Origin of the sequence: Microbacterium algeriense (assembly GCF_008868005.1) — a bacterium.
Classification (GTDB): Bacteria; Actinomycetota; Actinomycetes; order Actinomycetales; family Microbacteriaceae; genus Microbacterium; species Microbacterium algeriense.
In genome coordinates, this window is record NZ_WAAO01000001.1 from 199,851 (window position 1) to 212,553 (window position 12,703).

Sequence of the window (12,703 nt, forward strand, 5' to 3'; positions counted from 1 at the left end):
ATGCGGCGCGTGCGGATGCGAGAGCTTTCCGGCTGGGCGGGGGCGCTCGCCCTGGCACTGATGGCACTCGGCCAGGTCGCGTCCACGCCCCGGGCCGAACTGCTGTTCCGCGATGGCGACTCGCTGATCGTGGCTCTGCTCGCCCGGTCGGTGCTCGCCGATGCACACGGGGACTGGGCGATGTCGAGCGTGCTGTTCCTCCCGGAGTCCGCCGTGTTCACCGGCATCGACGCCCTTCTCCCGTTGGATGCCAACGGGCTGCTCGCGGTCAATGCCGTGCTGAACATGCTGGCCCTCTACGGTGCCCTGCGACTCGCAGCGGGACGCCGCCGCGACGGGATGGCTCCGGTGGCGTGGTCGCTGGTGGCCCTCGCGGCGTTCGCCGTGCTCGCCATGACCGGGATCTCGACCGCCCGGGATGCCCTGGAGCTCGCGTCGCTGCAGTTGACGACGACGTACTACGCGGCGACCGTCGTCGCCGTGGTGGTGTCGGCGGGTCTCGTGCGGCGCGTGCTCGATCGCACGGAGGGTGGCACGGGTTCGCTGGTGGCGCTCGGCGCGACCGCGACGCTCTCGACCCTCACGAATCCGCTGTATGCGGCATGGGCGACCGTCCCGATCGGGATCCTTCTCGTCGTTCTCGCCGCCCGCTCGCTGCGGAGGGGTCGAGTCGTCGGCCCCCTGGCCGCGCTGCTCGGTGGCACCGTGCTGGGCTTCCTCGGTCGTATTCCGTTCGGGGAATGGATCGCCAACACGGGCGCCTCCTACGTGCAGCCGCAGCAGTGGGCACAGTCCCTCGAGTACTACGCCGAGCTGCTCGCCGGACGGCTGTCGAGCCCGCTCGGGGTCGTGGCGTGCGGGATCGTCGTCGCCCTGATCGCGGTGGCGGTGCTCCGGACGGCACGGGCCGTCGACCTCGGCGGGCGCTTCACCGCCGCTGTCGCCTGGTTCCTGCCCGTCCTCGTCGTGGTCGGCGCGATCGCCCTCGGCACCCACGCCGCGCGGTACCTCCAGCCGCTGGCCTTCGCGCCCCTGCTCGGTCTCGTCGCCGCGCCCCGCGCCGTGACGATGCCTCGGCGCGCGGGGTCGGCGGTCGTCGCCGGCACCGCTGCACTGCTCCTGGCCGCCGGTGTGCTCAGCGTCCCGCGCATCGCCGCGGCGGCCTCGATGCCCGACCCCGATCTGCGCTGTGTCACCGACTGGGTGAACGCGTCCGGCCGCACCGGGGCGGGGCAGTTCTGGACGGTCCGGCTGCCCAAACTCCATGTCGACGACCCGGCGAGCCTCGTGCAGGTCGATCACGAGCTCAACGGCTACGCCTGGCTGGTCGACCGGCACGACCTCGACGTGGGCGAGGTCTCGTTCCTCCTGGAGGACGCGCAGACGGTTCCCTGGCACCTTCCCGTGCCGGCCATCCCCGACGAGGTGATCGACTGCGGTCGCTACCGCATCCTCGACTTCGGAGACGCGGGCCTGCCGCTCGGGCCTCCGCGCAGCTGACCTCGGACCGCTCGCTCAGCTCGGGACAGGGCCCGTGGTCGTCCCGGCGCGGAAGACGCACGTGAGGTGCTGTGTGATGCCGGGTTCCCCGCCGAGCATCCGCGCCACCTGCTCCCCTGCGGCCCTGCCCTTCTCCACCGCCGGCTGCACGCTCGTGGTGAGCGTGAGCTCGCCGAGGCCGTCGACCTCGATGCCGTCGAAGCCCGCCACGGAGAGGTCCTCCGGCACGCGGAGACCCAGTTCCTCCGCCGCCCGGATCACGCCGACCGCGAGCAGGTCGCTCTGCGCGAGCACCGCCGTCGGCCGCGTCGCGGGGTCGGCCAGCAGCATGCGTCCGACCAGGACCCCCTCGTCGATGAGGCTGCCCGAGGCCGAGACCGCCGGCGCGTCGGGGAACACCTGCCGCATCCCCTCGAGGCGATGGACGGTGACGTCGACCGTGGCCGCGGCTATCCGCTCCGGCGTGACGAGGGCGCGCTCGCGCTCGCTGTCGAGCGGAAGGGTGACCAGCGCGACATCGCGATGGCCCAGGTCGCGCACGTGACGGGCGACGTCGGCGGATGCGGCGACGTTGTCGAGCGTGATGCGCGGAATCTCCTCGCCCGCATCCCCCTCGATCACGACCACCGGCAGTCCGCGGCCGACGACCACTTCGAGCGAGGCCCTGGTGCGCCCGGAGCATCCGATCAGCACGAAGGCGTCGACCGGGGCGTGGGTGATCGCCGCTCCCTCCTCCCCCGGCTCGTCGCGCATCAGCAGGATGCCCGCGCTGAGGTCCGCGAGTCCGTCGGTGAGGCCGTCCATCATCGCGGTCGTCACGGGGTCGAGGAATGCCGCACGCAGGTGCCCCTCGAGGACCACCGCCACGATGCCGCTGCGGCCGCGGCGCAGGGATGCGGCACGCGGGTCGGGTCCTGCGTAGCCGAGCTCGGCGGCCGCGGCCAGGACGCGCTCCCGTGTCGCCGCGGCCACGTTCGCCTTGCCGCTGAAGACGACCGAGGCGGTGGACGTCGCCACACCCGCCTCGCGTGCGACGTCGGCGATCGTGGGCCGCCGCGACGTCTCCTGACTGGTCATACTTCGAGGATAGCTCCCTTCGCTTCCCCGGGATCGAATCGATTCGATAGGCTGTCCGGCATGGATGCAGCCCTCACTCGTTCGCAGTTCGTCCGCTGGCGTGCGGCGATCTTCGCCATCTTCCTCGCGAGCGGCCTCTCGATCGCGACCTGGGCCTCCCGCGTCCCCGGGATCAAAGAAGCCCTCGGCCTCGACAACGCGCAGGTCGGACTCATCCTGCTCGGCATGGGCGCGTCCTCGATCATCGGCATCTCGACGGGCCCCGCCGTCATGGCCCGCACGGGCGCGCGCCGCGGCATGCTCCTGACGATGCTGACCTTCGCCGTCGGCATCGTCCTCGTCGGCCTCGGAGCGAACGTCTTCGGCTCGGTGCCCGTGGTGATCGTGGGCATGGTGCTCTTCGGCTTCGGGAACGGATCCGTCGACGTGATGATGAACGTCGAGGCGACCGCGATCGAACAGCGGATGGGTCGGACGATCCTGCCTGTCTTCCATGCGTTCTTCAGCTTCGGCACGGTCATCGGCGCCGGCATCGGCGCGCTCGCGGCGCAGCTGGGGATGAACGTGGCCGTGCACACCGCGATCATGGGGAGCCTGATCGCGGTGATCGCGGTCGTCTGCTTCTTCCAGGTGCCCGTGCGGGAGGCCGCACTCGACCCCGCCGCCCACAAGAAGCCGGCCTTCCGTGCGCGCATGCACACCGCGTTCGAGGCCTGGCGCGAGCCGCGCACCTATCTCATCGGCGTGGTGATGCTCGGGATGTCGTTCGCCGAGGGCGGCGCGAACGACTGGATCGCTCTCGGCACCGAGCAGGGTCATGGCTTCGCGGAGGGAACCGGGGCCGTCTCGCTGGCGGTCTTCTCCACCGGCATGACCGTCGTCCGTCTTTTCGGCGGCCCGCTCGTCGACCGCTTCGGACGCGTCGTGGTGCTGCGCATCCTCGCCGTCGCCGCCGCGTCCGGCATCCTGCTGTTCATCCTCGCCCCGACGTTCCCCCTCGTCCTGGTCGGTGCGGCGCTCTGGGGCGTCGGCGCCTCGCTCGGCTTCCCGCTCGGCATGTCGGCTGCAGCCGATGACCCTGTGAAGGCGGCCGCTCGGGTGAGTGCGGCAGCCACGATCGGATACATCTCGTTCCTCGGCGGTCCGCCCGTCCTCGGCCTCATCAGCGAACACATCGGCCTGCTGAACACGCTGTTCATCCTGGTCGGTCTGGTCGTCGTCTCCGGCCTGTTCTCGGGCGCGGCACGCCCGCTGCGGGACGACGAGAAGACCCCGGTCGCGAGCGTGCAGCAGAACTGAGCTCAGCCGTCACGACCGCGCACCAGCGCGGCCGCATGCGAGCGGCTGCGCGCACCGAGCTTGGTGAGGACGTTCGACACGTGCGTCTTCACGGTGGGGACGGAGATCTGCAGTCGCGCAGCCAGCTGCGCATTCGACCATCCCTGCAGGATGCCGTCGAGCACCTCCTGCTCGCGGGACGTCAGATCCACGCGATCCTGCGCGCTCGGGCTCGGCGCTGCGGCGCCCTGAGCCGCCGCGGCGAGCGCGCGCCTGGTCACCCGCGGATCCAGAGCACCCTCGCCGGCCGCGACGGAGCGCACCGCCTGCACCAGCGTGGGCGCGTCGACCGTCTTGAGCAGGAACCCGACCGCGCCCGCCCTGATCGCCCCCAGGACGAGGTCGTCCTCATCGAAGCTCGTGAGCACCAGCACGTCTCCGAGACCGCGGTCGACGATCTCCCTGGTCGCCGACACCCCGTCGCGGCCCGGCATCCGCAGGTCCATCAGGACCACGTCGGGTCGGAGCGCGGCGGCGTTGCGCACCGCCACATCACCGTCGGCGGCCTCCCCCACGACGCGGATCCCCTGTGCTTCGAGCATGATGCGCAGGCCCGCCCTGATCGCGCCGTGGTCGTCGGCGAGCACCACGGACGGCGCCTTCACACCCGCACCTCGGTCGGGAGCGTGCCCTCCACCGCCCACCCGTCGGTGACCGGACCCGCGGCGAAGGACCCGCCCAGAGCGTCGACGCGTTCGCGCAGCATCTGCAGCCCCCACCCCTCGCCGCTGTGTCGGGCGGCTTCACTGGCGACGCCGCCGCGGGACCGCACGCGGACCCGGATCTCCGACCCCAGCTCGTGGATGTCGATGTCGACCTCGGCTCCCCTCGCATGGCGGATGCAGTTGGTGAGGGACTCTCGGACGATGCGCAGGACCGCCTGCTCCGCACCCGCTCCGAGGCCGGGGGCCTGCGGTGCGTCGAGGCGCACGACGAGTCCGGCCCGCTTCGCCTCGCTGACCATGCCGTCGAGGTCGCCCCAGCGCGGTATGGCCGCGAGGTGCTCGCCACCCCGCCGCAGCACGGAGATCATCGATCGCAGACCCGCATGCGCGTCGAGACCGGCATCGCGAACGGCCTGCAGCGCCGCACGGTCCCGCGCCGGATCGGGGTCCGTCGACAGAGCCGCCTCGGCGCGGATGGCCATGGCCATCACATGACCGGCGACCACGTCGTGCAGTTCGCGGGCCATGGACTCGCGCTCCGCCCGCACAGCCTCGACGCGATCGCGTTCGGCGGCCGCCGCGGCATCCTCCGCCCGCTGACGGTGCAGTTCGGCGAGCTCGTGCGCCTGCGACACGGCGACCGCCCACCAGTAGTCGGTGCCGAAGATCGCCCCGAACTGCACGCCGATGAGGATCGCGACCGGCAGCGACACATCGGCGAACATCAGCGCCGCGGCGAACAGCACGACGGTCGCGGCACCGAGGACGGCGAGCAGCACCCGGCGCCCGCGCGCGCCTGCCAGGAAGGCCGCGGTCCACAGCACGTCCAGCAGCACGACGAGCGTGCCGATGCCGCCCACCGTCAGCAGATCGACGACGAACAGCACCGAGACGGCGGCGAGCACGGCCATCGGTCGGCGGCGCTTGCCGAGAGCGAGGGCGCACGCGGGCAGCGCGAGTGCGAGGGCCCACCAGGGCGAGACGGACGCGGGGAGGAGCGAGAACGGCTCCCAGAGCGCCCGGAAGCCGAGAGCCGCCATCACGACGGCCAGGAGCGCCATGGCGAAGGGGTCCGCCCACCAGCGGTGCCGACGGTACCAGGCGCCGAATCCGCCATCGACCTGCTCGTGCATGCCCTCATGCAATCACGGTGGCGGCTGCCGCGCATCCGTCGAAGGGATGAGGAGCACGAGGGGAACGGTACTTTCGCCCGATCCGCCTGCTCGCGCCGCTCCGCCACCGTGGAGACATGGAACTCTTCGGCGGGCTGCCGCTTCCCCTCTCCCTGGCGCTGCTGGCGCTGATCGACGGCCTGAGCGTCGGCACACTCCTGATCCCGGTCTTCCTCCTGCTGCACCCCGGGAGGGTGCGCGCCGGACGCATTCTGCTGTATCTGGCGACGATCGCGGCGTTCTACCTGGTCGTCGGCCTGCTGTTCCTGTGGGGGCTGGTGAACCTCGTCGACGTCGCCTCGGACTTCGTGGCGTCACCTGCCGGACTGATCATCCGACTCCTGGTGGGTGGAGCGCTCCTGATCACCGCGTTCGTGATGCCGACGGGTGGGAAGGCTTCCACCGGCGCTTCCGGGGCCGCCGTACCGCAGACGACGACGCCCGCCGGAGCCTCGCCCGGGACCGGGATGCCGACCGGCGAGGCGAGCCCCTCATCACGGATGACGCCACCACCGGTCGCCGCGGTGGACCCGGCCCCGCGCCCCGGGCGCATCACGCGGTGGAGGGAGCGGCTTCTCGACCCGCGCACTCGGGGAACGGCCGTGATGGCGGTGGCGATCGCGGCGGGACTCGTCGAGGTGGCCACCATGCTGCCCTACATCGTCGCGATGACCATGCTGGCCGACGCGGGGATCGACACGCCGGTCCGGGTGCTGTCGCTCGTCGGGTACTGCGTCCTGATGATCCTGCCGGCCGTCGTGCTGCTGATCCTCCGCCTGGTCGCCGCTCCCCTGGTGCAGCGCCCGCTCGAGCGCTTCGCGGCATGGATGGAACGGACGGGGGCCGAGAACACCGCCTGGATCATCGGCATCATCGGCTTCCTCATCGCCCGCTCCGCAGCGACCGAGCTGGGGCTGTTCCAGGCGGTGGGCGCGTTCCTCGACCGCTGACGCCCGTGCGACGAAGTAGGCTCGACGGGTGCGTCTCGTCATCGCCCGCTGCTCGGTCGACTACTCCGGTCGGCTCAACGCCCATCTCCCGCTCGCCACGCGTCTGCTCGTGCACAAGGGAGACGGGAGTCTGCTCGTGCATTCCGACGGCGGCAGCTACAAACCGCTGAACTGGATGAGTCCGCCCTGCTCGCTGTCGAACGAGGTTCCCGGCGAGGAGGAGGCCAGCGCGGGTGTCGTCGAGGTGTGGCGCGTGACCCACAAGAAGACCGGCGACGCGCTGCGTGTCCAGATCTACGAGATCCTGCACGACTCTAACCACGAACTGGGCATCGATCCCGGTCTGCAGAAAGACGGCGTCGAAGCCGACCTACAGCGGCTGCTGGCCGAGCAGGTGGAGCGCATCTCGGAGGGCGCGACCCTCGTGCGCCGTGAGTACCCGACCGCGATCGGACCCGTCGACCTGCTCGTGCGCGACGCAGACGGCGCCGCGATCGCCGTCGAGATCAAGCGCCGCGGCGACATCGACGGCGTCGAGCAGCTCACTCGCTATCTCGAACTGCTCGGCCGCGACCCCCACCTGTCCCCCGTGCAGGGCGTCTTCGCCGCGCAGGAGATCAAGCCTCAGGCCCGCGTCCTCGCGGAGGACCGCGGCATCCGCTGCCTGGTGCTCGACTACGAGGACATGAAGGGCATCGAGTCGGGCATCCCCCGGCTGTTCTGAGCGGGTCAGCGCACCGTCATCAGGCGCGGAGGCGGTCCCTCGAGCCGCGCGATCGCGACCTTCACCTCCGTCAGCTCGCGTTCGACGCCGCGGACCCGATCGTCGATCCGCACGAGCCGTTGATCGAGGCGATCGAAGCGCTCGTCCATCCGGTCGAAGCGCTCGTCCATCCGCGCGAAGCGCTCGTCGATCTGCGTGAAGCGCGCGTCGATCTGCGTGAAACGCGCGTCTATCTGCGTGAAACGCGCGTCGTACTTCACGTCCTGCGCCTCGAATCGCGCGTCCATACGGTTGATCATCCAGCCGAAACCGCTGATGATCGCCACCAGCAACGTCACTGCCGTCGCCAGCATTGTGATGACTTCCACCGACACGTACATGCCCCCATTCTCACTCGTGTGCCCGCCGTTGTCACGACCTTATATGGGGACGGAACGCAGTTGCATGAGGTGTTAAAAGCCGACTTTGGCGGCAGGTTGGGGAGGAGGACTCGCGACCCTGGCAGGGTCGGCAGTCTCCGGAAACGCATACTGGCATGCTGGCCCGGGTGAGACATGGTGGATGTAACGCGGCGGGACACGGTTCATTCAGGAGAGGTAACTGTCATGAATGTTCACTCACACCTCAAGGGTGTCGCGGTACTGACCATCGTCACCAGTCTGCTCACGCCTGCCGTCGCTCAAGCGTCCACGGGAGACCCGAGTTCAGATGATCTGACGACGCAGCAGCGGGAGGCCATCGCTACTTGGGAAGCGGGTGCCTCAAACACCAGCATCTTCCCGAGCTCGGCTTCCACTAAGTCCGCGGGGGTCCGTGCGTCATCCGGCACGAGCTCCATGAAGCTGTACCGGGGATCTTGGGTGATGTGGGCTGAGGAGCGGGTGAATTTCGGCTGGGGCTCGGGAGGCACCACGGTCACGTGGAGCGAGGCCTATCAGGCGGCGGGTCAGGTTGCGCCGAACTGGGTCAAACGAAACGGCACAAAGAGGGTGTATTCCTCGAGCTCACGTCATGACTGGCGCGGCGGGTACACGGTCGGCGCCGCCGTTCCGACTCCTTGGGGCGGTGTGAATGTCTACAGCGATTCCGCCTTTGCGTTCTCTCGTGTGCTGGGAACCGGCGCTTGGCAGAAGTGGGAGTGAACACGAGCCTTTCGGTCGTCGGGCTCCGTAAGTCATACGGGTCCCGACGCATTCTCGACGTCGACCTCGCGCTGGTTCCGGGAGACTTCTGCGTCGTCCTGGGGGAGAACGGAGTCGGCAAATCGACTCTTCTCCGATGTCTGCTCAACCTCGACGATTACGAAGGCATGGTGCACGTCGGTGGGGACGATGCGCGGGGGCATATCTTGGGCATCCTCGATCACCCGATGATGTATATGCGATGGACCGCGATCGCCAATCTTCGCTACGCGCTCAATGACTCCAGGGCCGAGAAACGACCCGAGGTCCAGGCGCTCCTCAGCAGGAAGCTCCTGCGCAAGCGGTACGGAACGATGTCGACCGGGCAGAGAAAGCTCGTACTGTTGGCCGCGCTCCTCGCGAGTGATGCAGATGTCCTGCTGCTCGACGAGTTCTCCAACGGTCTTGATCAGGGCACGCGACAGAAGTTTCGAGACGTGATCAGCAACGACATCGCCATCCGCGGGCGCACGGTGGTCGCAACGGGACATGATTTCAGCGCCTTTGGGGAACTCCCCACGCGCGTGCTCGCCCTCCGGGACACCACGCTCGCCGATCTCACGCCCGAATACCTCGAGAACAGGGACATCGCAACGACCTATGCAGACTTTGTTTCGCGAAATTCGCCGTGAGTTCCGCTGGATCACAAGCAGCAAGTTGGTACTCGTGCTCGCTGGTGCCGTGCTCGCGATGACCGCGTGGGGCGCCGTCTCCGGCGCGACATCGGCGCTGCAGCTCGTGGGTCAGTTCCGGTCGACGCTCCGTGACTATCAAGAACACGGTGAGGACATCGCCACGGCGTTGGCCGCACCATCAGAAGTCTCCGGGAGCACGCAACAGCAAATCATCGCCAATCCCCTGCGGTACGACCTCGACCAGGCGGTTCAAGGCCTCACACAGATGACCGGCACGGGCGCTGCAGCCTCAGCTCTCAGTCTCAGCGCGCTCGTCTTCTTCCCGGTCGTCGGCTTTGCGCTCGGGCTGTTCATGGGGACACACGACACCCGCTCAGGGTCGATCGCGTTCCGGTGGCCACAAGTCGGACTCCGTGGCGTCGTGATCAGCAAGCCCCTCACCATCGTGCTGACGATGCTGGCGCTCGGGGCTGCAACCGCGGCACTGAGCGCGTTGGCCTCGCTCGCGACCTCCCCGATCGTCATGGGCCGCGTCGATGCTCTTCCTCTTGAGTCGTTTTCCGTCGACGGACCGTCACCTTCGCGACCATTCGCGATCGGTCTTCTGTCCGTTCTCATCGGAACCGCGTTTGCCAGCTTTGGGCTCCTCGTCGGAGTGTCCACCCGAAACAGAACTATCGTCCTGACCGCCTTCGTTATGCTCTACTTTCTCCTACCGATGCTCGGCAGCCTTGACCCCAGAAATCTGATCTCGCTCGCCGGGAACGGCGTCTTCTCCTTCGTGGGCCAGTTCAGGCCCCAGACGATCGGCGACAACGATCCATCATTGGGCATCCTTGCCGTGGTTCTGCTGCTCGTCGTCTCTGCCGCCGCCACCCCACCGGTCTGGCGAATGCGCGCACGTCTCCCATCCGTATGACGCGGCGAGCGAACCTCCGGGGGCGCCACCTCTGCCATTCCCTCGGCCCGCTGCACACCTGTGCAGCAGGAGCGGCCGTCGTGCCAGCTGACCCTAGGCTGGAGAGATGCCTCACTCCCCCTACTCCTGCGTGCTGTGGGACGTCGACGGCACCATCGTCGACGCCTCCGTCGGCATCCTCCGTCGGCTCGACATCGCGCTGACCCACTTCGGTCACCCGGCCCCCACTCGCGAGGAGCTCGTGCACTGGATCGGTCCCCCGATGTTCCAGTCGTTCCAGGACCAGGCCGGGATGACGCCCGAGCAGTCCAGTGAGGCTGTCGCCTTCTACCGCACGCTCGGAAAAGCCGACGGCTACACGACGGATGTCGCCACCTACCCCGGCGTGACGGACCTGATCCACGAGCTGCATGCTGCCGGCATCCCGCAGGCAACGGCCAGCTCGAAGCCGGAGAACCAGGTCGATGCGCTCGTCGACCACTTCGGGCTGCGTCCCGCGTTCCTGACCACGGTCGGAGCGACACCCGATGAAGCCACCCTCGCGTCCAAGACCGACATCGTGGCGGAGGCTCTGCGACGCCTCCGCGAGCTCGGCGCCGACACGTCGCGCCCGGTGCTGGTCGGCGACCGGCATCACGACGTCGAGGGCGGCAACGCCAACGGGGTCCCGGTGATCTTCGTCGAGTGGGGCTTCAGCGATTTCCACGAAGGAGACGACGCGGCATACCGCGTCGCGACCGTCGCGGAGCTGCGTGCGCTGCTGCTGAACTGACGTCGCAACAGCGCCGCCCGGCGGCCGGAAAGCACAGAACTCCCCGCCGGATGGCGCGTCGCGGCGCTATCCGGTCGGGGAGTTCCCGTTCCGCCCGTCTCAGACGGGGCGGATGTTCTCTGCCTGCAGGCCCTTCGGACCCTGCGCCACATCGAACTCGACTCGCTGGTTCTCTTCGAGAGACCGGTAGCCGGATGACTGGATGGCGGAGTAGTGCGCGAAGACGTCAGCGCCTCCGTCGTCGGGGGAGATGAAGCCGAAGCCCTTCTCCGAGTTGAACCACTTGACCGTGCCCTGGGTGCTCATGTACTGCCTGTTCTGCTGATCCAAAAAGCCGACGCAGGTATGCCCCGACATCGCTAACGCTAGTGGAGGAGGGTCCGTCGGCAATAGACGGGTCAAGAAGGTAATCCAAATGTTGCACGAGCGGCATCCGCCCGTGATCTGCCGGGGACCACGGCGCTCGGGGCCGAAGGCTCCCGGAAAATGGTGTGGCCCTCACCGCGGGGGGAGCGATGAGGGCCGAAGACGACCGGAGGGTGCGTCAAGAACAGCCTAACCCCTTTTCGAGGTTCTTGTCCCCCTTTTGGGGGACAAATCTGAACTCGGGTGCGAGAATGACGAGAGCGGCCCCCTCGAGTAGCCCATTGGGGACTGAACTACTCGAGAGGGCCCAATCGCATGCACGGATCGTCTGCCCCTGGGGAGGGCCGCCGTCTCGTGGGGAGAGACGGAGACGATCGATCCCCTGTGCATGCACCTTCACCATAGGGGAGGCCGCACGATCACGCCACAGGCCTGGACGGCGCGGCGGAGGTGAGGGAAGAGAAGGTGATCCCCCCGGGGATCGCAGGTTTCGGGAGGAGCCAGGACGTACAGCTCGGAGGCACCTCCGTCGTCCTGCTCCCCCGGATCCGCGAGCTCGCCGAGTAGCCTGATCCGGTGACGCTGCTCAACAAGGACATGACCCTGTGCATCTCGCTGTCGGCACGGCCGAGCAACAACGGGACCCGCTTCCACAACCACCTCTACGAGGCGCTCGGACTCAACTGGATCTACAAGGCGTTCGCCCCGACCGACCTCGCTCAGGCCATCGCGGGCGTGCGTGGCCTCGGCATCCGCGGCTGCGCGATCTCCATGCCGTACAAGGAGGACGTGATCGCCCTCGTCGACCGGATGGATGCCTCGGCGAGCGCGATCGACTCGGTCAACACGATCGTGAACGACGCCGGCGTGCTCACCGCATACAACACCGACTACTCCGCGATCGCGCAGCTGATCGAGCACGCGGGTCTCGATCCGGCGGCATCGGTGCTGCTGCGCGGCTCGGGGGGCATGGCGAAGGCGACCGCCGCCGCCTTCCGCGACGCCGGTTTCGCGCGAGTGACGATCGTCGCGCGGAACGAGGAGAGGGGACGCGCCCTCGCCGACCTCTACGGGTTCGCATGGCGTCCCGAGGTCGGCGAGGCGACCGCGGACGTGCTCGTGAACGTCACACCGATCGGGATGTCCGGGGGACCGGACGAGCATGCTCTGGCCTTCACCGCGGAGGCGATCGCCGCCGCCTCGGTCGTCTTCGACGTCGTCGCCCTCCCCGCCGAGACGCCGCTCATCTCCGCGGGACGCGCGGCCGGCAAGACGGTGATCACGGGAGCGGAGGTCGCGACGCTGCAGGCGCTGGAGCAGTTCGTGCTCTACACGGGCATCCGCCCGTCCGCCGAGCAGGTGCGCGAGGCGGAGGAGTTCATGCGCGCAGGAACCGCGTGATCG

Annotated in this window: 14 protein-coding genes; 9 read left to right on the forward strand and 5 right to left on the reverse strand. The window is 68.7% G+C overall.

Annotation, left to right across the window (positions count from 1 at the left end):
- Complete coding sequence (locus tag F6A08_RS00930; RefSeq protein ID WP_151458352.1) at window positions 1-1,500, forward strand: hypothetical protein; 1,500 nt, start codon at window positions 1-3, stop codon at window positions 1,498-1,500.
- Between the two features lie 15 nt (window positions 1,501-1,515).
- Here F6A08_RS00930 and F6A08_RS00935 read toward each other — a convergent pair whose 3' ends face one another.
- On the reverse strand, window positions 1,516-2,577 hold the full coding sequence (locus tag F6A08_RS00935) for a LacI family DNA-binding transcriptional regulator (RefSeq protein ID WP_124894469.1): 1,062 nt from the start codon (window positions 2,575-2,577) through the stop codon (window positions 1,516-1,518).
- 60 nt (window positions 2,578-2,637) lie between these two features.
- On the opposite strand from F6A08_RS00935, the gene F6A08_RS00940 reads away from it, so the two are divergent.
- The gene (locus tag F6A08_RS00940; RefSeq protein ID WP_151458353.1) at window positions 2,638-3,876 is read left to right on the forward strand and encodes an MFS transporter; all 1,239 of its coding nucleotides are present in this window, start codon (window positions 2,638-2,640) and stop codon (window positions 3,874-3,876) included.
- 2 nt (window positions 3,877-3,878) lie between these two features.
- Here F6A08_RS00940 and F6A08_RS00945 read toward each other — a convergent pair whose 3' ends face one another.
- Window positions 3,879-4,520 (reverse strand): response regulator, encoded by a 642-nt coding sequence (locus tag F6A08_RS00945; RefSeq protein ID WP_017203907.1) that lies wholly within the window; start codon window positions 4,518-4,520, stop codon window positions 3,879-3,881.
- A complete protein-coding gene (locus tag F6A08_RS00950; protein WP_017203906.1) occupies window positions 4,517-5,713 on the reverse strand; it encodes a sensor histidine kinase in 1,197 nt (398 codons plus the stop codon). The genes F6A08_RS00945 and F6A08_RS00950 overlap by 4 nt, the downstream gene beginning before the upstream one ends.
- 116 nt (window positions 5,714-5,829) lie before the next feature.
- On the opposite strand from F6A08_RS00950, the gene F6A08_RS00955 reads away from it, so the two are divergent.
- Together F6A08_RS00955 and nucS are read left to right on the forward strand one after the other, a co-directional pair.
- The gene (locus F6A08_RS00955) at window positions 5,830-6,702 is read left to right on the forward strand and encodes a GAP family protein (RefSeq protein WP_124894467.1); all 873 of its coding nucleotides are present in this window, start codon (window positions 5,830-5,832) and stop codon (window positions 6,700-6,702) included.
- 28 nt (window positions 6,703-6,730) lie between these two features.
- Complete coding sequence (gene nucS, locus F6A08_RS00960) at window positions 6,731-7,426, forward strand: endonuclease NucS (protein WP_017203904.1); 696 nt, start codon at window positions 6,731-6,733, stop codon at window positions 7,424-7,426.
- A 5-nt stretch (window positions 7,427-7,431) separates the two neighbouring features.
- Here nucS and F6A08_RS00965 read toward each other — a convergent pair whose 3' ends face one another.
- A complete protein-coding gene (locus F6A08_RS00965) occupies window positions 7,432-7,806 on the reverse strand; it encodes a response regulator (RefSeq protein ID WP_124894466.1) in 375 nt (124 codons plus the stop codon).
- Window positions 7,807-8,031: 225 nt separating this feature from the next.
- Between F6A08_RS00965 and F6A08_RS17575 the strand changes: the two genes are divergently transcribed.
- The 4 genes from F6A08_RS17575 (at window position 8,032) to F6A08_RS00980 (ending at window position 10,933) form a co-directional block, all read left to right on the forward strand.
- Window positions 8,032-8,568 carry a hypothetical protein gene (locus F6A08_RS17575; RefSeq protein ID WP_157797331.1) on the forward strand — a complete coding sequence of 179 codons (537 nt, stop codon included), beginning with the start codon at window positions 8,032-8,034 and terminating at the stop codon, window positions 8,566-8,568.
- On the forward strand, window positions 8,565-9,239 hold the full coding sequence (locus F6A08_RS00970) for an ATP-binding cassette domain-containing protein (protein ID WP_017203902.1): 675 nt from the start codon (window positions 8,565-8,567) through the stop codon (window positions 9,237-9,239). The genes F6A08_RS17575 and F6A08_RS00970 overlap by 4 nt, the downstream gene beginning before the upstream one ends.
- Window positions 9,208-10,161: a hypothetical protein gene (locus tag F6A08_RS00975; protein ID WP_151458354.1), complete on the forward strand. Its 954-nt coding sequence runs from the start codon at window positions 9,208-9,210 to the stop codon at window positions 10,159-10,161. Before F6A08_RS00970 ends, F6A08_RS00975 begins: the two co-directional genes overlap by 32 nt.
- Before the next feature lie 106 nt (window positions 10,162-10,267).
- The gene (locus F6A08_RS00980; RefSeq protein WP_017203900.1) at window positions 10,268-10,933 is read left to right on the forward strand and encodes an HAD hydrolase-like protein; all 666 of its coding nucleotides are present in this window, start codon (window positions 10,268-10,270) and stop codon (window positions 10,931-10,933) included.
- A gap of 99 nt (window positions 10,934-11,032) precedes the next feature.
- Here F6A08_RS00980 and F6A08_RS00985 read toward each other — a convergent pair whose 3' ends face one another.
- Window positions 11,033-11,239: a cold-shock protein gene (locus F6A08_RS00985; RefSeq protein ID WP_017203899.1), complete on the reverse strand. Its 207-nt coding sequence runs from the start codon at window positions 11,237-11,239 to the stop codon at window positions 11,033-11,035.
- Between the two features lie 636 nt (window positions 11,240-11,875).
- On the opposite strand from F6A08_RS00985, the gene F6A08_RS00990 reads away from it, so the two are divergent.
- Window positions 11,876-12,700, forward strand: a complete 825-nt coding sequence (locus F6A08_RS00990) for a shikimate 5-dehydrogenase (RefSeq protein WP_017203897.1) — start codon at window positions 11,876-11,878, stop codon at window positions 12,698-12,700.
- Window positions 12,701-12,703: the final 3 nt, after the last annotated feature.

Excerpts from the sequence above, each read along its gene's own strand:
- F6A08_RS00930 (WP_151458352.1), top strand. The coding sequence starts at position 1 with ATGCGGCGCGTGCGGATGCGAGAGCTTTCCGGCTGGGCGGGGGCGCTC.
- F6A08_RS00935 (WP_124894469.1), bottom strand. The coding sequence starts at position 2,577 with ATGACCAGTCAGGAGACGTCGCGGCGGCCCACGATCGCCGACGTCGCA.
- F6A08_RS00940 (WP_151458353.1), top strand. The coding sequence starts at position 2,638 with ATGGATGCAGCCCTCACTCGTTCGCAGTTCGTCCGCTGGCGTGCGGCG.
- F6A08_RS00950 (WP_017203906.1), bottom strand. The coding sequence starts at position 5,713 with ATGCACGAGCAGGTCGATGGCGGATTCGGCGCCTGGTACCGTCGGCAC.
- F6A08_RS00955 (WP_124894467.1), top strand. The coding sequence starts at position 5,830 with ATGGAACTCTTCGGCGGGCTGCCGCTTCCCCTCTCCCTGGCGCTGCTG.
- F6A08_RS00965 (WP_124894466.1), bottom strand. The coding sequence starts at position 7,806 with ATGTACGTGTCGGTGGAAGTCATCACAATGCTGGCGACGGCAGTGACG.
- F6A08_RS17575 (WP_157797331.1), top strand. The coding sequence starts at position 8,032 with ATGAATGTTCACTCACACCTCAAGGGTGTCGCGGTACTGACCATCGTC.
- F6A08_RS00975 (WP_151458354.1), top strand. The coding sequence starts at position 9,208 with ATGCAGACTTTGTTTCGCGAAATTCGCCGTGAGTTCCGCTGGATCACA.
- F6A08_RS00980 (WP_017203900.1), top strand. The coding sequence starts at position 10,268 with ATGCCTCACTCCCCCTACTCCTGCGTGCTGTGGGACGTCGACGGCACC.
- F6A08_RS00985 (WP_017203899.1), bottom strand. The coding sequence starts at position 11,239 with ATGAGCACCCAGGGCACGGTCAAGTGGTTCAACTCGGAGAAGGGCTTC.